We start from the raw sequence: 20540 nt of genomic DNA on the forward strand, positions 1-20540 counted from the left end.
ACACCGGTCGGTGGAAAGGGGGTTGGGGGATGAGACCCGTGGAGTCGCTGGAGACGACGGCTCCGGCACAGTCGCTGGTCTGGCAGGACGACGGTCTGGTCGACCTGGTGGGCGGCCGCGCCTGGAACTCCGCCGGTGTGGAGCATCGGACGGTCACGGGCTACGGATCTGCGTTCGACAGAAGCGTCGTCTGCTCCTCCGGCCGCTACAGCGTCGTGTACGCCGAGCGCGGGACCAGGGCACTGCTGGTCCAGGGATCACGCGTCGTCCGTGAGCTGACGCGCAGCGATTATCACGCCGACGACTTCGACTACCCCGTCGCACTGGGAGTTCTGCCGGACGGGCGAGAGATCCTGGTTCACTGCCCCGAGGAGTACAACGTCCTCCACATCGAGGAGGTGGAGTCGGGTGAACGCCTCACTTCCGGCCCACGTGGAGACAAGGACGTCTTCCACTCCCGGCTGTCGGTGAGTCAGGACGGCAGGCATCTGCTCGTGGCCGGCTGGGTGTGGCATCCGTACGGCGTCGCGGAGGTCTTCGATCTGGAGGCCGCGCTGACGGACCCGGCCGCACTGGACGGGCCCGGAGTGCTGCCGATGGAGCCGGGCATCGACGCCGAGGTGGAGTCGGCGTGCTGGCTCGACCATGATCGCTTGGTGGTCGCGACCGGCGAGGAGTTCCTCGACGACGAAGAGGTGCCCGCTCTGGGTCCTCGGGAGCTCGGTGTCTGGTCCCTGTCCGAGCGTCGATGGATGCACCGGAGCCGGGTCGATTTCGAGGTCGGCACGCTGCTCGCGCAGGGCAGCAGAGTCATTTCGCTGTATGGGCATCCCCGGCTGATCGACATCACCACCGGCGCAGTCCTGGCGGAATGGCCGGAGGTGGCTGTGACACGCCGGGAAGGGGCGTACGGGGCCACCCACGTCCCGACCCCGGTCGCGGCGCTGCATCCCGACGGCACCCGCCTGGCAGTTGCTCAGACGGGAAGCATCGCGGTCATCCAGCTGCCGGATCCTGGCGACGGACAGGCACCGTAACGGAAGGAACACGATGCCGCCCGGGGCTCACAAGATCCCTAAGGTCTCCTGTGTGGGTGGGATCGATGTTGCCAACGGGGTGGTCGGTGCGGTCATCGGCATGCTGTTCGCGGTGCTCTTCCAACAGCCCTTGCAGGACGCGTGGTTCCGGGTGCGCAGACGCTCGGCGAGTGCGCTGCGGGGTCTGAGGAGCCGGGAGGAGTCGGGACCGGCGTGGCGGACGTTCTCGCTCGGGCCCCTGCAGACCTCGGCGCTGATCGTGGAGGGAGACGGCGAGACCCCGATCCCGGCAGAGACGATCTTCGTACACGTGCTCGACGAAGACGTCCGGCTCCCGGCCGACATGGAGCCTTGGCGGGACGAGATAGCCACCGAGAGCGAACACCTGCGCGCCGAGGGGCGTACCCCCCTGTGGAACGGGCCGCGTTATGCGGTCGAGTCGTTCGACATCTCCCGCACGTCACTGGACGAGACGCCGGAGGTGCACCTGCGGCTGCGGCCGACCGACTACTACACGTTCCTGACGGCTCAGCAGCTCGACCGCCGGCTGCCGGACGGTGCGACCCCCCGGTCGCGATACCTGGATCCCGAGCAGCCCCTGGCCGCCCCCGCGTTCCTCCAGTGCAGCTTCGCCGTCAACGTCGCTGTGGTCACCGCCGACGACATGCTCGTGGTGAGCCGTCGCAGCGAGCGGGTCAGGATGGCGCCCGGTGTGTGGAACTCCTCGGTCAACGAGGGCCTGTCCCGGCACATCGACTCGTCGGGACGGAGCGCGCCGGACCTGCACGCGGTGTGCCGTCGGGGAATGCGTGAGGAACTGGCCCTGGAGGCGCACGAGTACACACTCGACCTGCTGGCCTTTGTCCTGGACGTCGACAAGCGCCACTGGAGCGGCCACTACTTCGCCAGGCTCAAGGAGCTGAGGAGTTCCGACCTCCAGGCGCGGATGAGCAGGGGGGTGGCGGACCGCTGGGAGCATCAGACGATCGACTATGTGCCGTTCCGTCCGGCGTCCGTCATCAAATATCTGCTCCGGGAAGACCGTGTCCACCGCTGGGCGCCGCTGGCGCCCGCGTTGTTCCACCTCGCTCTCGTGCACGCCTACAGCCGAACGTCCGTCGAACGCGTCGAGGCGCAGATCGTCCGACGGCTGTAGCAGGACCCGGCCCGCTTCCGGCCGGGATTCGGCGTGTGCCCCGGGCGGGGCACACGCCTCACTCCGGCTGGTGTTCCGGGCCGCCGAAGTCGGGGCTCGTGTAGTCGGGGCTGGTGAAGCTCGGGCGGCCGGAGGCGGAGCCGTCGTCGGGGCTGCTGAAGCCGGGGCGGCCGTAACCCAGGCGCGGCATGCGGCCGGTCGGGGCCGGCGGGGCCGTGGGGTGCAGGGCGGCCGTGCCGGGCTGGGCGAGCGCGTCCCGCAGGAACGGCAGGATGCCGCGCTCCAGCAGGGCATCCCGCCAGGCCTCTCTGGCCCTGGCCACCTTCTCGCTCGCCGCGTCGTGGGTCGCGGCTTCCGCTGCGGCGCTGTTGCGCAGGGCGGTGAGCAGCAGCCCGACCGCGGCGACGAGGATCGCGGCCGCGGCCACGGCGCCGAACACCCAGCCCGCGGTGAGCATGGTCTGGGCGAAGGCCTGGCCGGGGGCCAGCATTCTCAGGATGTAGCCGACGAGCAGGAAGATCGCCGCGGCGGTCCCGGCGAGGACGGGGGCCAGCACCGCGATCACGGCGATGGCGCCCGCCCCGGTCGTCTCGGCGGCCTCGCCGAGGCTGGTGGCGAGCCCCATCGCGTCCGCACCCGGTTCGGCGGAACCGGAATCGCGGGCGGCCGAGGGGGTGGACGGCGCCGGGTGGCGCAGTTCCTCGCGGACCTTCACGTAGTGCTGGTACTCGGTCACCGCGGCCGCCGTGATGAGCGCGGTGGCGTTGAGGGCCATGGTGCGCAGTTGTTCGGGGTTCAGCCGCTGTCCGACAGCGGCCGGTTCCGGGCGGTGTGGTGCGGAGCGCAGCGCCTCATCGAGGATCCGCTCGAATTCCTGGCGGTCCTCGCTCAGCAGGTGCTGCGGAACGCTGTTCATGTGCATCCCCCGATGCTCCGTAGGGCTTGTGGCTCGCACGCCGGCGAGCCGTCGGGCAGAAACGGAGGGGAGCCTGCTACGGATAAGCCGATGGTAGAGCCGTGACGGCACGCGGTGACAGGGGGTTGCCGGAAATTGCGTGCCGACCTGCGCTCATACGGTATGGGGGCACCTGCCCCGCGAACGCTCAGATATCCAGAGGAAGTTGCTGGACCAGCAGCTTTCCGGCCATGGTCACGCCGCCATCCATGGCGATGGCGAGCCCTTCGGCGTAGACGTGCGGTCCCTCGACAACGGGTCCGCTGCCCTCCTCGTCGTCCTCGGATCCGACCTCGCCGAGCAGGTACGGAATGGGGCTGTGGCCGTGAACGATGCGGGTGCCGCCGTACGTATCGAGCAGGGAGCGTACGGCGTCGGCGCCGCCCTCGTCGCGGAAGGAGAAGCGCTTGGTGAACTTCCGGAACAGGTCCCAGCACTCGTCCGCGTCGTTGCGCGTGAGCGTCTCGCGGACTGTGTCGTTGACAGCCTCGATCGAGTCGCCGTAGTCGAGGTAGGCGGTGGTGTCGGAGTGCACGAGCAGGTAGCCGTCGACCTCCTCGACGGCGTCGAGGCGGGCCATCCACTGCAGGTGGTGGTCCTGGAGGCGGTCCATGTCGGTCTTCTGGCCGCCGTTGAGCAGCCAGGCCGCCTGGAAGGTGGCGGTGCCCGCGCCGGAGTTGACGGGGGTGTCGCCGAACCGCTTGGCGCCGAGCAGCAGCAGCTCGTGGTTGCCCATGAGGGCCTTGCAGTAGCCGCCGGCCGCGGCCGCCTCGGCGGACAGCCGCATCACCAGGTCGATCACGCCGATGCCGTCCGGGCCGCGGTCGGTGAAGTCGCCGAGGAACCACAGCCGGGCGGTGCCCGCGCACCACAGGCCGGAGGCGTCGATCAGCCCCTTCTCCTGCAGGGCGGCCACCAGCTCGTCCAGGTAGCCGTGGACGTCACCGACGACGTACAGCGCGCCGGGGCCGGTCGTGGGCTCTGCGGCGGGGGCTGCGGGGGCCGGTTCGACGGGGACCTGGAGCGTGTCGCCGCGGTTGATGACAGGCAGGTCGCGCTGGGTGGGCGTGTAGCCCTCGGGATAGGCCTCGTCCACGGCCGGGAGGGTGTCGCCGGACTGGGCGTGGACGTACGGACCGGTCTCGTGGACGTACGCGGGTACCCGGAAGTCGCGCAACGTCGCCGTCCGCTCCACCTCGGGTCCCTGACCGGCCCCCTGAGTCATCAGACCCCTCCACCATCGCGCCGCAGCTGCACCGCTTCGGACTGCCTGGTCGCAGCGGCCCGCGGTGTCGTGGGCCCATCATAGGAATGCGCGTCGCGCCGTGTGATGACCCAGGGGTGGTGAATCGGAGCAAGACTCCAGTTCACCGCGGCTTTCGCCCCGTTTGGGCAGGGGTTCGACCGGGTGCCGGTCCTGCGCCGGCCGCACGGCTGGACGGTCGACCGACCCGTTTGGGGCCCGCGGAACCGCGTGCCACGAGGCGGACGAGCCGTGGCGGCCGGGTTCGGCTCCCCACAGGGACCCCGCGGCCCCGCCCCCGGCCGCAGCGGGTGAACCGATCGCGCCACCCGCCGGGCTCCCGCCTGAGATCTCCCCGCTATCCCTCTTCCGGGGTTCGCGGCGGGCTGACGGTCGTGCGCGGGGAACGCCGCTGGGACGAGGTGCGCACGATCAGCTCCGTCGGTATCACCTGCTCGACGGGCTGGTTCGACTCGACGCCCTCGATGGCGTCGATGAGGAGCTGGACCACCGCGGTGCCGATCCGGCGCGGCTTCAGGGAGAGCGTGGTGATGGGCGGCTCGGTGTTGGCGTACACCGTGGACTCGCTGCAGCACACCAGCAGCAGGTCGTCCGGGACACGCAGGCCGTAGCGGCGGGCGGCGGCGAGCAGGTCGGTGCCGTTGGGGTCGAAGAGGCCGTAGACGGCGTCCGGGCGGTCGGGGCGGGCGAGCAGCCGGTCGGCGGCGACGGCGCCCGCGCACGGGTCGTGCGCCGGGTAGGCCTCGTAGACCGGATCCTGGCCGACTCGCTCGCACCAGCGCAGGTAGGCCGTGGTCGACAGATGGGTGTACGTGTCCGTCGTCGTACCCGTGAGCAGGCCGATCCGGCGGGCGCCCGCGTCGGCGAGGTGCTCCAGGATGCCGAGGACGGCGGCCTCGTGGTCGTTGTCGACCCAGGCGGTGACCGGGAGCGAGCCGGCCGGGCGGCCGTCGGAGACGACCGGCAGCCCCTGCCGGACGAGTTCGCTGACCACCGGGTCCTGGTCGGAGGGGTCGATGACGACCGTGCCGTCCAGGGCCACGTTCGACCACACGTCGTGGCGGGAGGTCGCGGGCAGGATGACCAGGGCGTAGCCACGGGCGAGCGCGGCCGAGGTGGCGGCCCGGGCCATCTCGGCGAAGTACGCGAACTCCGTGAAGGTGAAAGGTTCATCCCCGTACGTCGTCACGGTCAGGCCGATCAGTCCCGACTTGCCGGTACGGAGGGTTCGGGCTGCGGCCGAGGGGCGGTACCCCAGCCGGTCGGCGACCTCGCGGACGTGGCGCCGGGTGGCATCCGGGAGCCGGCCCTTGCCGTTGAGGGCGTCGGACACGGTTGTGATGGAGACCCCGGCGGCGGCGGCCACGTCTCTGATGCCCGCTCGGCCCGGCCGACTGCCTCGACGTGAGGTTTCCGCGCGGCTCACCTGGTGCTTCCCTGCTGCTGTCATGGCGAGCCGATAGTAGGGCTCATGCGGTGGGGTAGTGCGGACGCATATGCACGCGTTGACAGGTACGTTTCTGCATGGTCATTACGGCTCAACTACCTTAGAAAGTAAGGAAGTTGAGCGCTCTCATGGTGAGACGTGACTTGTCGACGCGCATGGGCCTGCCAAGTGCTCGATGTCTCGAAGAGGTCTCAACTCACCTGCACGGGTGATGCGCGCCACGGCGCGAGCCACCGGCGCGTAGATATATGTGCAGCGCGCCCCCCGATACGTACGCCTTCGTCTGGCGATGCCCCTGATGCCTGTGAGATCGATGAGGTTCGCCTCTTGGTGTCCCGCACCTGTTCGCAGGGGCGCCGAATCCTCATAAGGTGTGGAGTATTGAAAGCCGGCGGCGTCGACGGTCCGCCGGTGGTCGCGAGGAGGACTGCGGTGAGCGAGACGAGCCCGAAGCTGCGCGCCGAGCTGGCGGGTATTCCCACCTACAAGCCGGGCAAGCCCGCTGCAGCCGGCGGGCCGGTCGCCTACAAGCTGTCCTCCAACGAGAACCCGTATCCGCCGCTGCCCAGCGTGATGGAGAGCGTGACCGCAGCCGCCTCCAACTTCAACCGCTACCCGGACATGGCCTGCACGGGCCTGATGAACGAGCTGTCGGAGCGCTTCGGTGTCCCGCTCTCCCACCTGGCCACCGGCACCGGCTCGGTGGGTGTCGCCCAGCAGCTGATCCAGGCCACCAGCGGTCCCGGCGACGAGGTGATCTACGCCTGGCGGTCCTTCGAGGCGTACCCGATCATCACGCAGATCAGCGGCGCCCGGTCGGTGCAGGTGCCGCTCACTCCGGGCGATGTGCACGACCTGGACGCGATGGCGGAGGCGATCACCGACCGGACGCGTCTGATCTTCGTTTGCAACCCCAACAACCCGACCGGCACGGTGGTGCGTCGCGCGGAGCTGGAGCGGTTCCTCGACCGGGTGCCCGGCGATGTGCTGGTGGTGCTGGACGAGGCCTACCGGGAGTTCATTCGCGACCCCGAGGTGCCCGACGGCGTCGAGCTGTACCGGAACCGGCCCAACGTCTGTGTCCTGCGCACGTTCTCGAAGGCCTACGGTCTCGCCGGGCTGCGCGTCGGTTTTGCGATCGCGCACGAGCCGGTGGCGGCGGCGCTGCGCAAGACGGCGGTGCCCTTCGGCGTCAGCCAGCTCGCGCAGGAGGCGGCGATCGCCTCGCTGCGGGCCGAGGACGAGCTGCTGGGCCGGGTCGGCTCGCTGGTGTGCGAGCGCACGCGCGTGGTCGACGGACTGCGCGCCCAGGGCTGGACGGTCCCGGAGACCCAGGCCAACTTCGTGTGGCTGCGGCTGGGGGAGCGCACGGTCGCGTTCGCGGCAGCCTGTGAGGAGCACGGTGTGGTGGTCCGGCCGTTCCCGGGCGAGGGTGTGCGGGTGACGATCGGCGAGACCGAGGCGAACGACATCTTCCTGAAGGTGGCGGAAGCGTTCCACAAGGAGATCTGAGCGGGCTCCGTCGGGGGCACCGAAGCGGTTCCGGGTGGGCCTCGCGTGCGCGGGGCCTACTCGTCTATCAGTGCCTACTCGTGGATCAGTTCCACGCGTACGGGGTCGCCGTCCCGCACGGTCGCCAGGACTGCGGCGTCCCCGTCGAGTCGGCCCAGGATGTTGCACGGGCTCGCGAGCCGGCACTCGTCACCCAGTGAGATGGGCGTGGGCCCATAGGGGAGGGCGAGGGCGTCCCCGTCCGTCCAGAAGGCCACCGTGCCCGGCTCCACGACCTGCCGGGCATCCGTTTCACGTGAAACGGAAACACCTGTGTCGAAATACACCTCCTCGCCCCAGGTGTGGGCGGTGGAAGCGAGCGGCAGGGCCCCCAGGGCCTGGGTGGTCGGTGTGTCGTCGAGGGTCGCGGTGATGTTGCCCGCGGGCCAGGAGATCCGTATCTGCATGGCGCGCAATTCAACAAGATGTTGAAGTCGCTGCCAAGACCTTGACGGCGCGGCGAAGGGGGGACCCCCCGTTGGTTGCCGAAAATCAGTACGTCATAATGGCTTGTGAATGTGAACGCGTTCACAAGCGCATCCCGTTTGCTCCTCTATGTACGTGACAAGAGGGGCAAACCGCCGCAGTACCACGGCGTAGTAAGGAGAGTGATGACGTGGACCTGGCTCTGGCGCCGGAGACACTGGCGCGCTGGCAGTTCGGCATCACCACCGTCTACCACTTCCTGTTCGTCCCCCTGACGATCTCCCTGGCCGCCCTCACGGCCGGGCTCCAGACGGCCTGGGTGCGCACGGAGAAGGAGAAGTACCTCAGAGCGACGAAGTTCTGGGGCAAGCTCTTCCTGATCAACATCGCGATGGGTGTGGTCACCGGCATCGTGCAGGAGTTCCAGTTCGGTATGAACTGGTCGGACTACTCACGCTTCGTCGGTGACATCTTCGGTGCCCCGCTCGCCTTCGAGGCCCTGATCGCCTTCTTCTTCGAGTCCACCTTCATCGGGCTGTGGATCTTCGGCTGGGACAAGCTGCCCAAGAAGATCCACCTGGCCTGCATCTGGATGGTCTCGATCGGCACGATCCTGTCGGCGTACTTCATCCTGGCGGCCAACTCCTGGATGCAGCACCCCGTCGGCTATCGGATCAACAAGGCGAAGGGCCGGGCCGAGCTCACGGACTTCTGGCATGTCCTGACCCAGAACACCGCGCTCAGCCAGGCCTTCCACACCCTCTCCGCGGCCTTCCTGACCGGCGGCGCCTTCATGATCGGCATCTCCGCCTATCACCTGGCCCGTAAGCGGCACATCCGGGAGATGAAGACCTCGCTGCGGCTCGGCCTGATCACGGTGGTCATCGCCGGCCTGCTCACCGCGGTCAGCGGTGACGTGCTCGGCAAGGTCATGTTCAAGCAGCAGCCCATGAAGATGGCCGCCGCCGAGGCGCTGTGGGACGGGCAGAAGCCGGCACCGTTCTCGATCTTCGCCTACGGAGACGTCGAGAAGGGCCACAACACCGTCGCGATAGAGATCCCGGGCCTGCTGTCCTTCCTCGCCAACGACGACTTCACCTCGTACGTCCCCGGCATCAATGACGTCAACAAGGCCGAGCAGCAGAAGTTCGGTCCAGGTGACTACCGGCCCAACATCCCGGTGGCCTTCTGGGGCTTCCGCTGGATGATCGGCTTCGGCATGGCCTCCTTCGCCATCGGCCTCGCCGGACTGTGGCTGACCCGGAAGAAGTTCATGCTGCCGCAGCACCTGAGGGTCGGCGAAGACGAGGTGCCGCACCTGGTGCTGTTCCGGAACAGGGCGCTCGGCCCGAAGCTGACCACCTGGTACTGGCGCATCGCGATCTGGACCCTGGCCTTCCCGCTGATCGCCAACTCCTGGGGCTGGATCTTCACCGAGATGGGCCGTCAGCCGTGGGTCGTCTACGGCGTCCTGCAGACCCGGGACGCGGTCTCCCCCGGTGTCTCCCAGGGTGAGGTCCTCACCTCGATGATCGTCTTCACCGCGCTCTACGCGATCCTCGCCGTAGTGGAGGTCAAGCTGCTGGTGAAGTACGTCAAGGCCGGCCCGCCCGAGCTGACCGAGGCCGACCTCAACCCGCCCACGAAGATCGGCGGCGACACTCGTGACGCCGACAAGCCGATGGCCTTCTCGTACTAGGCCGGGGGAACAGTCATGGAACTTCACGACGTCTGGTTCGTCCTCATCGCCGTCCTGTGGACCGGCTACTTCTTCCTGGAGGGCTTCGACTTCGGGATCGGCATCCTCACCAAGCTGCTCGCCCGGAACCGGCCCGAGCGCCGCGTGCTGATCAACACCATCGGGCCCGTCTGGGACGGCAACGAGGTGTGGCTGCTCACGGCGGGCGGCGCGACCTTCGCCGCCTTCCCGGAGTGGTACGCCACCCTCTTCTCGGGCTTCTATCTGCCGCTGCTGGTCATCCTGGTCTGCCTGATCGTTCGGGGCGTGGCCTTCGAGTACCGGGCGAAGCGGCCCGAGGAGAACTGGCAGCGCAACTGGGAGACGGCCATCTTCTGGACCTCGCTCATCCCGGCGTTCCTGTGGGGCGTGGCCTTCGGCAACATCGTGCGGGGGGTGAAGATCGACCAGCACTTCGAGTACGTCGGCACCGTCGGGGACCTGCTGAACCCCTACGCCCTGCTCGGCGGCCTGGTGACGCTCACGCTCTTCACCTTCCACGGGGCGGTCTTCACGACGCTGAAGACCGTCGGGGACATCCGGCTGCGGGCACGGAAGCTGGCGCTGCGGGTCGGTCTCGTGACGGCTGTCCTGGCACTCGCCTTCCTGCTGTGGACGCAGGCCGACAACGGTGACGGCAAGAGCCTGGTGGCCCTGATCGTGGCGGTCGTCGCCCTGGTGGCCGCTCTGGTTGCCAATCAGATGGGGCGCGAGGGATGGTCGTTCGCGCTGTCCGGCGTGACCATCGTGGCGTCGGTGGCGATGCTCTTCCTGTCGCTCTTCCCGAACGTCATGCCGTCCACGCTCAACGGGGACTGGAGCCTGACGGTCACCAACGCCTCGTCGAGCCCGTACACCCTGAAGATCATGACGTGGTGCGCGGCCATCGCCACGCCGCTCGTCCTGCTCTACCAGAGCTGGACCTACTGGGTGTTCCGCAAGCGGATCGGCACGCAGCACATCGCTCCTGACGCTGCCGCACACTGAGTCCGCCGAGGGTGTGTTTCACGTGAAACACACCCTCTGGACCGAAGGGCATGTTTCACGTGAAACCAATCGATCCGCGCCTTCTGCGCTACGCCCGTGCCACCCGCCTCTTCCTGGTCGCGGTAGTCGGTCTCGGGGCCGTCGGGGCCGGGCTGGTGATCGCCCAGGCCATGCTCATCGCCGAGGTGGTGGTCGGCGCCTTCCAGCACGGGCAGTCGGTCGCCGAACTGCGCACTCCCCTGGTGCTGTTGGCGGCCGTGGCCGTGGGGCGATCGGTTGTCGCGTGGCTCACCGAACTCGCGGCACACCGCGCGAGCGCGGCCGTGAAGTCGGAGCTTCGGGGGCGGCTGCTGGAGCGCGCGGCCCAGCTGGGCCCCGGGTGGTTGAGCGGACAGCGGACCGGCTCGCTGGTCACCCTGGCCACCCGTGGAGTCGATGCCCTCGACGACTACTTCTCTCGCTATCTCCCGCAGTTGGGCCTCGCGGTCGTCGTCCCGGTGGCCGTGCTGGCGCGGATCGTCACCGAGGACTGGGTGTCGGCGGCGATCATCGTCGGCACCCTGCCGCTGATCCCCCTGTTCATGATGTTGATCGGCTGGGCCACGCAGTCCCGGATGGACCGGCAGTGGCGGCTGCTGTCCCGGCTGTCGGGCCACTTCCTGGACGTGGTCGCCGGCCTGCCCACGCTGAAGGTGTTCGGCCGGGCCAAGGCGCAGGCCGAGTCCATCCGCCGGATCACCGGCGAGTACCGCCAGGCCACCATGGGGACCCTGCGGATCGCGTTCCTCTCCTCGTTCGCCCTGGAACTGCTGGCCACACTGTCGGTCGCACTGGTCGCCGTGACGATCGGGATGCGTCTGGTGCACGGCGACATGGATCTGTACATCGGCCTGGTCATCCTGGTGCTGGCGCCCGAGGCGTATCTGCCGCTGCGCCAGGTGGGCGCGCAGTACCACGCGGCGGCGGAGGGGCTCGCCGCGGCGGAGGAGATCTTCGCCGTACTGGAGACGCCGGCACCGGTGGCCGGCACCGCGGCGGTGCCCGAGGGCCCGCTGGCCTTCGACGGGGTGACGGTTCGCTACCCGGGGCGGTCGGCGGACGCCGTGAGCGAGGTGTCGTTCAGCGTCGAGCCCGGCGAGACAGTGGCGCTGGTCGGACCGAGCGGTGCGGGCAAGTCGACGCTGCTGAACGTGCTGATGGGGTTCGTACGGCCCGTGGAGGGCCGGGTGCGGGTCGGGGGAGCCGATCTCGCGGACGTCGACCTGGCGGAGTGGCGGTCACGGATCGCGTGGGTGCCGCAGCGGCCGCACCTGTACGCCGGGACCATCGCGGAGAACGTCCGGCTGGCCCGGCCCGACGCGGACGACACCGCTGTACGCCGAGCCCTGCGGGACGCGGGCGCGCTGGAGTTCGTGGACGCGCTGCCCGAGGGGGCCGACACGGTGCTCGGCGAGGACGGGGCCGGGCTGTCCGCGGGGCAGCGGCAGCGGCTCGCGCTGGCTCGGGCCTTCCTCGCGGACCGGCCCGTGCTGCTGCTGGACGAGCCGACGGCCGCGCTGGACGGGGCGACCGAGGCCGACGTCGTGGCGGCGGTACGGCGACTTGCGGCGGGACGCACGGTGCTGCTCGTGGTGCACCGGCCGGCGCTGCTGGAGGTTGCCGATCGGGTGGTGTGCATGGAGGGCTCGGAGTCTCTGGCGCAGCGGTCCGGCGGTCGCCCTCCCGGGGGGCTCCGCCCCCTGGACCCCCGTCCTGGCCCACCCGCCATCCGACTCGGTCACTCGGTAAGCGGCCCGAAAGAGCGGCCCGCGGCACGCACTCGGAGTGCGCTCGCCCGGGTTCAGGGTCTCGCCGGGCCCCGGCGTGGCCGGCTTCTGCTTGCGCTGCTGCTCGGGAGTCTGGCGCTCGGCAGCGCTGTCGGGCTGATGGCCACCTCCGGCTGGCTGATCTCGCGGGCCTCGCAGCAGCCGCCGGTGCTGTATCTGATGGTGGCCGTGACGGCGACGCGGGCCTTCGGGATCGGGCGGGCCGTCTTCCGGTACGCCGAGCGGCTGGTGTCGCACGACGCCGTGCTGCGGATGCTGGCCGACACCCGGGTCGCCGTCTACCGGCGGCTGGAGCGGCTGGCGCCCGCGGGGCTGCGCACGGCCCGCCGCGGTGATCTGCTCACTCGGCTGGTCGCCGATGTGGACGCGCTCCAGGACTACTGGCTGCGCTGGCTGCTGCCGGCCGGCGTCGCGGTCGCCGTCTCCACCGCCTCCGTCGCCTTCACGGCCTGGCTGCTGCCCGAGGCCGGAGCTGCCCTCGCGGCCGGGCTCCTCGCGGCCGGCGTCGGCGTCCCCCTGGTCACCGCGGCCGCGGCCCGGCGGGCCGAGCGTCGGCTGGCGCCCGCCCGCGGACAGCTCGCGACCCGGGTGACCGACCTGCTCACCGGCACCGCCGAACTGACCGTCGCCGGCGCGCTGCCGGCCCGTACGGACGCGGCCCGGCAGGCCGACGGCACGCTCACCCGGATCGCGTCGCGCTCCGCCGCCGTCACCGCGCTCGGTGACGGGCTCACCGCGCTGCTCTGCGGCCTGACCGTCACCGCCGGCGCCCTGCTCGGCGTCCAGGCGGTGGCGGCCGGTCGGCTCGGGGGTGTGGCGATGGCCGTGGTGGTCCTCACCCCGCTGGCCGCCTTCGAGGCCGTACTGGGGCTGCCGCTCGCCGTGCGCTACCGGCAGCGGGTACGCCGGAGCGCGGAGCGAGTGTTCGAGGTGCTGGACGCCCCGGAGCCCGTACACGAGCCGGAGGGGCCCCGGCAGGCGCCCGCCTCGCCCTTCCCGGTCGTGCTCAGCGGCCTGGGTGCCCGGCACACGGGGCAGCACCGGGACGCGCTCGCCGGACTCGACCTCACGCTGGAGCAGGGTCGGCGGATCGCCGTGGTCGGTTCTTCCGGATCCGGCAAGACGACCCTCGCCCAGGTGCTCCTCAGGTTCCTCGACCCGCAGGCGGGCTCGTACACGCTCGCCGGTGTGGACGCGTACGCCCTGGCCGACGACGACGTGCGACGGCTCGTCGGACTGTGTGCCCAGGACGCGCACCTCTTCGACAGCAGCGTGCGCGAGAACCTGTTGCTCGCCCGGAAGGACGCCACCGAGGCCGACCTGCGCGACGCGCTGGCCCGGGCCCGGCTGCTGGACTGGGTGGACGGGCTGCCGGACGGGCTGGACACACTCGTCGGCGAGCACGGGGCGCGGCTGTCCGGCGGCCAGCGACAGCGCCTCGCGCTGGCCCGCGCGCTCCTCGCCGACTTCCCGGTGCTCGTTCTGGACGAGCCCGCCGAGCATCTGGACCTGCCGACGGCGGACGCGCTCACCGCGGATCTGCTGGCCGCCACGCAGGGCCGTACGACCCTGCTGATCACCCACAGGCTGGCCGGGCTCGACGCGGTCGACGAGGTGATCGTGCTCGACGCCGGCCGGGTGGTGCAGCGGGGGCGGTACGCGGAGCTGGCCGCCGTGGACGGGCCGCTGCGGGACATGGTGCTGCGGGAGACGGCGGCGGAGGAGTTGGTGGGAGCACGGTGACGGGCGCGCGGGTGGAGCGCCCGCGTTCACGGGTGCCTCGCCCGAGCGTCCGCGGCAAAAGGGACTGATTACGCTCGGGGCGCGCCCGTCGCACCAGGCTCTGAGCCGTCGTCAGACGCGTTCGGCGATCATCCGCTCGATCACGACCGCGACGCCGTCGTCGTTGTTGGCGACCGTGCGGCCCGAGGCGGCGGCGATGACGTCCGGGTGGGCGTTGCCCATCGCGTACGACTGGCCGGCCCAGGTCAGCATCTCGACGTCGTTGGGCATGTCCCCGAACGCGACGACCTCCTCGGGCGTGATGCCGCGCTCGGCGCAGCACAGGGCGAGAGTGCTGGCCTTGGAGACGTCCGGGCCGCTGAGTTCCAGCAGCGCGCTGGGGCTGGACCGCGTGACGTTGGCGCGGTCGCCGATCGCGAGACGGGCGAGGGCGAGGAAGGCGTCCGGGTCGAGCTCGGGGTGGTAGGCGAGGATCTTGAGCACGGGCTGGTCGGCGTCCGGGCCGTCGGCGGCGAGGAGGTTCTCGGCGGGCAGGAGGTTGTCCGGTATCTCCATGTGCAGCTTGGGATAGGCCGGTTCCTGGTGGAAGCCGTACGTCTGCTCGACCGCGAACACCGTGCCGGGTACCGCGTCACGCAGCAGTCGTACGGCGTCCAGCGCGTTCTCCCGGGCCAGTTCGCGCACCTTCACGAAGCGGTGGGTGCCGGGGCCGCCGTGCAGGTCGACCACGGCGGCGCCGTTGCCGCAGATCGCCAGGCCGTGGCCGTGGACGTGGTCGCTGACGACGTTCATCCAGCGGGCCGGGCGGCCGGTGACGAAGAAGACCTCGATGCCCGCGGCCTCGGCGGCCGCCAACGCGGCGACCGTCCTCGGGGAGACCGACTTGTCGTCGCGCAGGAGAGTGCCGTCGAGGTCGGTGGCGATCAGCCGCGGCGGTAGAGCGGCGGCCGTGGTCCCGGGCTGTCTGGTCGCTGAGGTCACCGGGTCATTCTCGCGCATATGCCAGCACGCCCGTGCGGAAGTCCGCACAGATGAGTCCACAGACACATCGGAGATGGCCGACGGGTGACGTCTGTCACTGAGTCACGCCAGCTGGGCGGGCGCCTCCATGGCGATCCGCTCGAAGACCTTCTCGTCCGCGGCGAAGTCCGAGTCCGGGATGGGCCAGTGGATCACGATCTCGGTGAAGCCCAGCTCCTGGTGGCGGCCGGCGAAGTCCACGAAGGCGTCCAGGGATTCGAGCGGCCGGCCGCGATCCGGGGTGAAGCCGGTGAGCAGGACCTTCTCCAGCTCGGTCACGTCCCGGCCGATCGACGCGCAGGTCTCGGACAGCTTCTCCAGCTGTCCGCGCAGCGCCTCGACCGACTGCTCCGGTGTGCCGTTCTCGTACAGCTTCGGGTCGCCGGTGGTCACCCACGCCTGGCCGTGCCGTGCGGCGAGCTTGAGTCCGCGCGGGCCGGTGGCCGCCACGGCGAAGGGCAGCCGGGGCCGCTGCACACAGCCGGGGATGTTGCGTGCCTCGTGCGCCGAGTAGAACCGGCCCTCGTACGTCACCGCGTCCTCGGTGAGCAGCCGGTCGAGCAGCGGCACGAACTCGGCGAACCGGTCGGCGCGCTCGCGCGGCGTCCACGGCTCCTGGCCGAGGGCGGTCGCGTCGAAGCCGGTGCCGCCGGCACCGATGCCGAGGGTGATACGGCCGCCGGAGATGTCGTCCAGCGAGATCAGCTCTTTGGCGAGGGTCACCGGGTGCCGGAAGTTCGGCGAGGTGACCAGCGTGCCGAGGCGGAGTCGGTCGGTGGCGGCCGCTGCGGCGGTCAGCGTCGGTACGGCGCCGAACCACGGGCCGTCGCGGAAGCTGCGCCAGGACAGGTGGTCGTAGGTGTACGCGGTGTGGAAGCCGAGCTGCTCGGCCCGCACCCAGGCCGAACGACCGCCCTCGCTCCAGCGGCGGTACGGCAGGATCACGGTGCTCAGACGCAGACTCATGCGTCCGAGGGTACGGGGCCCCACTGGCATGGGCCGAAATCGATCAAGAGAACCGCAGGTAGCGGGGTGGTACCTCCTTGGTGAGCCACACCCCGTTCGCGCTGACGTGGAAGACGTGGCCGTCGCGGTGCATGGCGCCGGCGTCCACGGCGAGCACGACGGGGCGGCCGCGGCGGGCGCCGACCCGGGTCGCGGTCTCGCGGTCGGCCGAGAGGTGTACGTCGTGCCTGCTCATGGGCCGGAGACCCTCGGCGCGGATCGCGTCCAGGTGTCCGGCCACGGTGCCGTGGTAGAGGTACGGCGGCGGGGTCGCCGGGGGCAGGCCGAGGTCGATCTCGATGCTGTGGCCCTGGCTGGCGCGGATTCTCGTGCCCTCGATCGCGAAGCGCTGCTTGTCGTTGGCGGCCACCACATGGTCGAGCTCCTCACGGGTGAACCGGAACCCGTGTGCGGCGGCCGCGCTGATCAGTGTGTCGATCTCGACCCAGCCGCCCGGGTCGAGTGTCAGGCCGATGCGCTCGGGCTGGTGGCGGAGGTGTTTCGAGAGGTACTTCGACACCTTCACGGTGCGTCTTTCTTCCATGCCTCCAGGGTGCTGGAGAGACGCGGATCACGCAGGTTGTTTTCTCTCCCGGGTTTGATCCACAAGCAAGTGTATTTATCCACAGGGGAATTGAAGAAGTTGTGGACAACTGGCGTGCAATTTAGGGTGATTCGCCAAGTTCGCTGCGGACGCGCTTCGGTGTGGCCAGGTCGTCCAAGGCCTGTGCTCTGAGCTCTCGTTCGGCGGCCAGTGCGATGAACGCGGACGTGTGTTCGCGGCCAACGAGGTGCTCCACAGCGGTGATCGTCTCCGTGGGCAGGTCGACGGAACGCGTTCGACCGCGCTGCTCGGGCGGATCATCGGCACCGAGGCGTCTTCGCAGGTGCTGGATCGCGAACACGCGCATGGCCCGGGCGAGTTCGGCGTCCACGGTCTGCTGGGCGAGGGGGCGGAGGCGGCGTACCAGTGAGGCCGCTTCCGCCGCGTGGGCGTCCGTGCGGTGGGTGGGGTCGTCGAGGTAGCGGGCGAAGACGTACTCGGTGGTGAACTCCAGGAAACGGGCGGCTATGTGCTCCACCTGGCCCCTCAACTCCCTGAGGTGACCCGAGATCGCGGAGAGCGGAACTCCGGCGGCGTGCAACTCCGCAGCCACGGACAGCTCTTGGGGGCTCGGTACCAGGAAGGTGTCGGGGTCGCCGTCCACCGGTTCCAGCACGCCGAGTTCGACCGCCTCGGCCACGGCGTCCTCGTCGGGGGCGCCGCCGAAGCGGGCGTCCAGCTCGGTGCGGGTGATGCGGGCCGGCTCCTCGTCGGTCCACGGGCCCTCCACCTCGGTGACCAGGCCGAGGACACCGCCCAGGCCGCGGCCGGTGTCCCAGGCGTCCAGGAGTTCCTTGATCGAGGCGAGGGTGTAGCCGCGGTCGAGGAGGTGGGCGATCTGATGGAGACGGGTGAGATGGATGTCGGCGTAGAGGTTGGCGCGGCCCTGGCGCTCGGGGCGGGGGAGGAGGCCTTTGTCCTGGTAGGCGCGGATGGTTCTGACGGTGGTGCGGGTGCGGTGGGCGAGGTCTTCGATGCGGTAGGTCTTTTGGGGCGGGGGGTCGGTCATGTGGGGGTTCCTTGGAGGGACACCGGAGGCTTCACAACTTCGGCTCCACCCGTGCAATCCCCCTCAACACCCCCGGCATGAACCGCGACAGAAGGTGCGCGCCCCTTGCCTCAGGTGTCACCGGTACCACCGCCTTGTTGTGGGTCACCGCGTCCAGGACGGCCTTGGCGACCTTCTCCGGCGGGTAGTTGCGCAGGCCGTAGAGGCGGGCGGAGTGCTTCTGGCGGCGGCGCTGCTCGGCCTCGTCGACTCCGGTGAAGCGGGCCGTGGAGGTGATGTTGGTGTTGACGAAACCGGGGCAGATCGCTGTGACTCCGATGTCCTGTCCGGCCAGTTCGGCGCGCAGGCACTCGGAGAGCATCAGGACCGCCGCCTTGGAGGTGCTGTAGGCGGGCAGCGCGCGGGAAGGCTGGTAGGCGGCCGCCGACGCGATGTTGACGATGTGGCCGCCCTGGCCGCGCTCGGCCATGCGCGCGCCGAAGAGGCGGCAGCCGTGGATCACGCCCCAGAGGTTGACGTCCAGGACCTTGCGCCAGTCCTCGGTCGTGGTGGTGAAGAACGAGCCCGACAAGCCGATCCCCGCGTTGTTGACCAGCACGTCCAGCACGCCGTACTCGCGGTGCACCTTCTCGGCGAGCTTCTCCATGGCTTGTTCGTCGGAGACGTCCGCCGTCTCCGCCCACGCCTCGGGGGCGCCGACCAGCCGGGACAGCTCGGCGGTGCGGGCGGCGGCCTCGGCGTCGCGGTCGACGGCCACCACGCGCGCGCCCGCCTCCGCGAAGGCGAACGCCGTGGCCCGGCCGATACCGCTGCCCGCTCCGGTGACCAGCACCAACTGCCCGCCGAACCGGTCCGCGTGGCGACCGGCGGCCTTGGGCTCCGGCCGACCGCCCTCGACGCTCGTCACGAACTCCTCGATCCAGGCGGCCACCTGGTCGGGGCGCGTGCGCGGGATCCAGTGCTTGGCCGGGAGCGTGCGCCGGGTCAGCTGCGGCACCCACTGCTCCAGGTCGTCGTACAGGCGCTCCGACAGGAACGCGTCCCCCTGGGGCGTGATGAGTTGCACGGGCGCGTGTGCGAACGCGTCCGGGCGGGGCCTCAGCAGCCGGGCGCGGACGTTGTCCCGGTACAGCCAGGCGCCGTGCGCCGCGTCGGAGGGGAGGGAGGGGGTCGGGTAGTCGCCGGCGGGGACCCCTTCGGTCCGCTGGAGGATCTTCGGCCAGCGCTTGCCGAGCGGTCCGCGCCAGGCCAGTTCCGGCAGAGCGGGGGTGTGCAGCATGTAGACGTACCAGGACTTGGCGCCCTGTCCGAGGAGCTGGCCCACCCGGCGGGGCGTGGGACGCTTCACGCGCGCGTTGATCCAGTGCCCGAAGTGGTCCAGGGAGGGGCCGGACATCGACGTGAAGGAGGCGATACGACCCTCCGTGCGGCCCACGGTGACGAACTCCCAGGACTGCACCGAGCCCCAGTCGTGCCCGACGACGTGCACCGGGCGGTCCGGGCTCACCGCGTCCACGACCGCCAGGAAGTCGTCCGTGAGCTTCGCCAGGGTGAAGCCGCCGCGCAGGGGCTGCGGTGCGGTGGAGCGGCCGTGGCCCCGGACGTCGTACAGGACGACGTGGAAATGGTCGGCGAGGCGGACGGCGACCTCCGACCAGACCTCCTTGCTGTCCGGGTAGCCGTGCACCAGCACCACCGTCGGCTGCTCCGGGTCACCCAGCTCGGCCACGCACAGCTCGACCCCGCCGGTGTGCACCCGGCGCTCACGCGCACCCTTCAGCGTCACTTCGCCTCCGCCCAGCGCCGCACGTGCGGCAGATCGTCGTCCAGCCAGAACGCGCTCTGCTCGGGGTCCCGGGAGTCGGTGACCACCAGGATCTCCTCGAACTTCGCGCCCGTACCCCGGAAGCCGAGGTGGGGTTCGACCGCCCACAGGCCCGGCTGCGGCGGGTGGTCGGAGAAGCGGTACGGCGACCACAGGGGCGACCAGCCCTCGCGGTGGCCGTGCAGGGCGTCGGCGGCCAGGCCCTTCAGGGACTGCGTGCCGAACCCGAACAGATGGGGTGACCAGCGGCGCTGCTTGACCCGGTCCACCTTGTGGGCGATCACGCCGAACGGGTACGCCCGGTGCCGGTTGGCGTAGCCCTGGCGGACCATGAGGCGGTCCACGTCCTCGTAGATCTCGCGCAGCGGCCGCCGCTCGCGCACCTCGCGAAGGATCAGCTCGCGGTGCGCCTCCAGGTCGGCCATCAGCCGGTCCTGCACCGGGTTGACGCCGAGGGAGCCCGAGTAGCCGATGTCGGCCGTGTATCCCTCGTGGACCGGGGCCATGTCCAGGATGAACGGCATCCCGGGCTCCAGGGCGCGGTCGGTCGGGAAGAACTGCAGCGGGATGCGGAAGTTCACGAACGCCGTGCGGTCGCCGAACCAGGCGAAGGGCAGGTGGAACCAGTCCCGCACCCCCCGCTCGCGCAGCCACTCGCGCTGCATCCGCGCCGCCTCGCGCTCGGTCACACCCGGTTCGAGGCGTGCCGCGATCGCCTCCGCGCACTCGTAGGCGAGGCGCTGCACCCGCCTGAACCCCTTCAACTCCACGGAGAGTTCGCTGCTCACTGCCGTCGTCATGCCGCCCCGTCCCGTCGACTGCGGTACGCGTCCGTAACTTGACACTGGTGAATGTGACAGTTGTTAGAGGCGGCGTCAATAGGCGGGATCAAGGCTGGGGACAACGCTCGGCGAGCTGCTGTGGATGAGTCTCTGGCAGGGGATCCC

At 70.3% G+C, this 20540-nt stretch carries 16 protein-coding genes; 6 read left to right on the forward strand and 10 right to left on the reverse strand.

Going from position 1 to position 20540, the window contains the following annotated elements; translation table 11 throughout:
* Positions 1-29 precede the first annotated feature (29 nt).
* Entirely contained in the window at positions 30-1037 is a 1008-nt protein-coding gene (locus ACIF83_RS27880; RefSeq protein ID WP_399730934.1) for a hypothetical protein, read from the forward strand.
* 52 nt (positions 1038-1089) lie between these two features.
* On the forward strand, positions 1090-2193 hold the full coding sequence (locus ACIF83_RS27885) for a hypothetical protein (protein WP_399730936.1): 1104 nt from the start codon (positions 1090-1092) through the stop codon (positions 2191-2193).
* 58 nt (positions 2194-2251) lie between these two features.
* On the opposite strand, the gene ACIF83_RS27890 is transcribed toward ACIF83_RS27885, so the two are convergent.
* From ACIF83_RS27890 to ACIF83_RS27900, 3 genes are all read right to left on the reverse strand, one after another.
* Positions 2252-3115 carry a hypothetical protein gene (locus tag ACIF83_RS27890; RefSeq protein ID WP_399730939.1) on the reverse strand — a complete coding sequence of 288 codons (864 nt, stop codon included), beginning with the start codon at positions 3113-3115 and terminating at the stop codon, positions 2252-2254.
* A gap of 181 nt (positions 3116-3296) precedes the next feature.
* The gene (locus ACIF83_RS27895) at positions 3297-4373 is read right to left on the reverse strand and encodes a metallophosphoesterase (protein WP_399730942.1); all 1077 of its coding nucleotides are present in this window, start codon (positions 4371-4373) and stop codon (positions 3297-3299) included.
* 376 nt (positions 4374-4749) lie between these two features.
* Positions 4750-5862, reverse strand: coding sequence for a LacI family DNA-binding transcriptional regulator (locus ACIF83_RS27900; protein WP_399730945.1), 1113 nt, complete (start codon positions 5860-5862; stop codon positions 4750-4752).
* A gap of 429 nt (positions 5863-6291) precedes the next feature.
* Here ACIF83_RS27900 and hisC point away from each other — a divergent pair, with 429 nt between their 5' ends.
* Positions 6292-7371, forward strand: a complete 1080-nt coding sequence (gene hisC, locus ACIF83_RS27905; protein ID WP_393474612.1) for a histidinol-phosphate transaminase — start codon at positions 6292-6294, stop codon at positions 7369-7371.
* Positions 7372-7445: 74 nt separating this feature from the next.
* Here hisC and ACIF83_RS27910 read toward each other — a convergent pair whose 3' ends face one another.
* The gene (locus ACIF83_RS27910; RefSeq protein WP_399730948.1) at positions 7446-7817 is read right to left on the reverse strand and encodes a cyclophilin-like fold protein; all 372 of its coding nucleotides are present in this window, start codon (positions 7815-7817) and stop codon (positions 7446-7448) included.
* A gap of 209 nt (positions 7818-8026) precedes the next feature.
* On the opposite strand from ACIF83_RS27910, the gene ACIF83_RS27915 reads away from it, so the two are divergent.
* Genes ACIF83_RS27915 through cydD form a run of 3 tightly spaced genes read left to right on the forward strand, consistent with a single transcriptional unit; the run spans position 8027 to position 14130 of the window.
* Positions 8027-9535 (forward strand): cytochrome ubiquinol oxidase subunit I, encoded by a 1509-nt coding sequence (locus ACIF83_RS27915; protein ID WP_393474607.1) that lies wholly within the window; start codon positions 8027-8029, stop codon positions 9533-9535.
* A 15-nt stretch (positions 9536-9550) separates the two neighbouring features.
* Positions 9551-10561, forward strand: coding sequence for a cytochrome d ubiquinol oxidase subunit II (gene cydB / locus ACIF83_RS27920; protein ID WP_399730951.1), 1011 nt, complete (start codon positions 9551-9553; stop codon positions 10559-10561).
* Positions 10562-10620: 59 nt separating this feature from the next.
* Entirely contained in the window at positions 10621-14130 is a 3510-nt protein-coding gene (cydD, locus tag ACIF83_RS27925) for a thiol reductant ABC exporter subunit CydD (protein WP_399730954.1), read from the forward strand.
* A gap of 111 nt (positions 14131-14241) precedes the next feature.
* Here cydD and ACIF83_RS27930 read toward each other — a convergent pair whose 3' ends face one another.
* The 6 genes from ACIF83_RS27930 to ACIF83_RS27955 form a co-directional block, all read right to left on the reverse strand.
* Positions 14242-15129 carry a Cof-type HAD-IIB family hydrolase gene (locus ACIF83_RS27930; RefSeq protein ID WP_393474600.1) on the reverse strand — a complete coding sequence of 296 codons (888 nt, stop codon included), beginning with the start codon at positions 15127-15129 and terminating at the stop codon, positions 14242-14244.
* Between the two features lie 84 nt (positions 15130-15213).
* Positions 15214-16116, reverse strand: coding sequence for an LLM class flavin-dependent oxidoreductase (locus ACIF83_RS27935; protein ID WP_393474597.1), 903 nt, complete (start codon positions 16114-16116; stop codon positions 15214-15216).
* A 43-nt stretch (positions 16117-16159) separates the two neighbouring features.
* Complete coding sequence (locus ACIF83_RS27940; protein ID WP_399730957.1) at positions 16160-16699, reverse strand: RNA 2'-phosphotransferase; 540 nt, start codon at positions 16697-16699, stop codon at positions 16160-16162.
* A gap of 121 nt (positions 16700-16820) precedes the next feature.
* On the reverse strand, positions 16821-17768 hold the full coding sequence (locus tag ACIF83_RS27945) for a MerR family transcriptional regulator (RefSeq protein WP_399730960.1): 948 nt from the start codon (positions 17766-17768) through the stop codon (positions 16821-16823).
* Between the two features lie 31 nt (positions 17769-17799).
* Positions 17800-19554: an SDR family oxidoreductase gene (locus ACIF83_RS27950; RefSeq protein ID WP_393474589.1), complete on the reverse strand. Its 1755-nt coding sequence runs from the start codon at positions 19552-19554 to the stop codon at positions 17800-17802.
* Positions 19551-20393 (reverse strand): M24 family metallopeptidase, encoded by an 843-nt coding sequence (locus tag ACIF83_RS27955; protein WP_393474586.1) that lies wholly within the window; start codon positions 20391-20393, stop codon positions 19551-19553. Before ACIF83_RS27955 ends, ACIF83_RS27950 begins: the two co-directional genes overlap by 4 nt.
* Between the last annotated feature and the right edge of the window lie 147 nt (positions 20394-20540).

The organism is Streptomyces sp. NPDC085866 (genome assembly GCF_044541035.1).
Taxonomy (GTDB): domain Bacteria; phylum Actinomycetota; class Actinomycetes; order Streptomycetales; family Streptomycetaceae; genus Streptomyces.

Excerpts from the sequence above, each read along its gene's own strand:
- ACIF83_RS27895 (WP_399730942.1), bottom strand. The coding sequence starts at position 4,373 with ATGACTCAGGGGGCCGGTCAGGGACCCGAGGTGGAGCGGACGGCGACG.
- ACIF83_RS27940 (WP_399730957.1), bottom strand. The coding sequence starts at position 16,699 with ATGGAAGAAAGACGCACCGTGAAGGTGTCGAAGTACCTCTCGAAACAC.
- ACIF83_RS27890 (WP_399730939.1), bottom strand. The coding sequence starts at position 3,115 with ATGCACATGAACAGCGTTCCGCAGCACCTGCTGAGCGAGGACCGCCAG.
- cydB (WP_399730951.1), top strand. The coding sequence starts at position 9,551 with ATGGAACTTCACGACGTCTGGTTCGTCCTCATCGCCGTCCTGTGGACC.
- ACIF83_RS27945 (WP_399730960.1), bottom strand. The coding sequence starts at position 17,768 with ATGACCGACCCCCCGCCCCAAAAGACCTACCGCATCGAAGACCTCGCC.
- ACIF83_RS27880 (WP_399730934.1), top strand. The coding sequence starts at position 30 with ATGAGACCCGTGGAGTCGCTGGAGACGACGGCTCCGGCACAGTCGCTG.
- ACIF83_RS27955 (WP_393474586.1), bottom strand. The coding sequence starts at position 20,393 with ATGACGACGGCAGTGAGCAGCGAACTCTCCGTGGAGTTGAAGGGGTTC.
- ACIF83_RS27910 (WP_399730948.1), bottom strand. The coding sequence starts at position 7,817 with ATGCAGATACGGATCTCCTGGCCCGCGGGCAACATCACCGCGACCCTC.
- ACIF83_RS27900 (WP_399730945.1), bottom strand. The coding sequence starts at position 5,862 with ATGACAGCAGCAGGGAAGCACCAGGTGAGCCGCGCGGAAACCTCACGT.
- ACIF83_RS27930 (WP_393474600.1), bottom strand. The coding sequence starts at position 15,129 with ATGCGCGAGAATGACCCGGTGACCTCAGCGACCAGACAGCCCGGGACC.
- ACIF83_RS27935 (WP_393474597.1), bottom strand. The coding sequence starts at position 16,116 with ATGAGTCTGCGTCTGAGCACCGTGATCCTGCCGTACCGCCGCTGGAGC.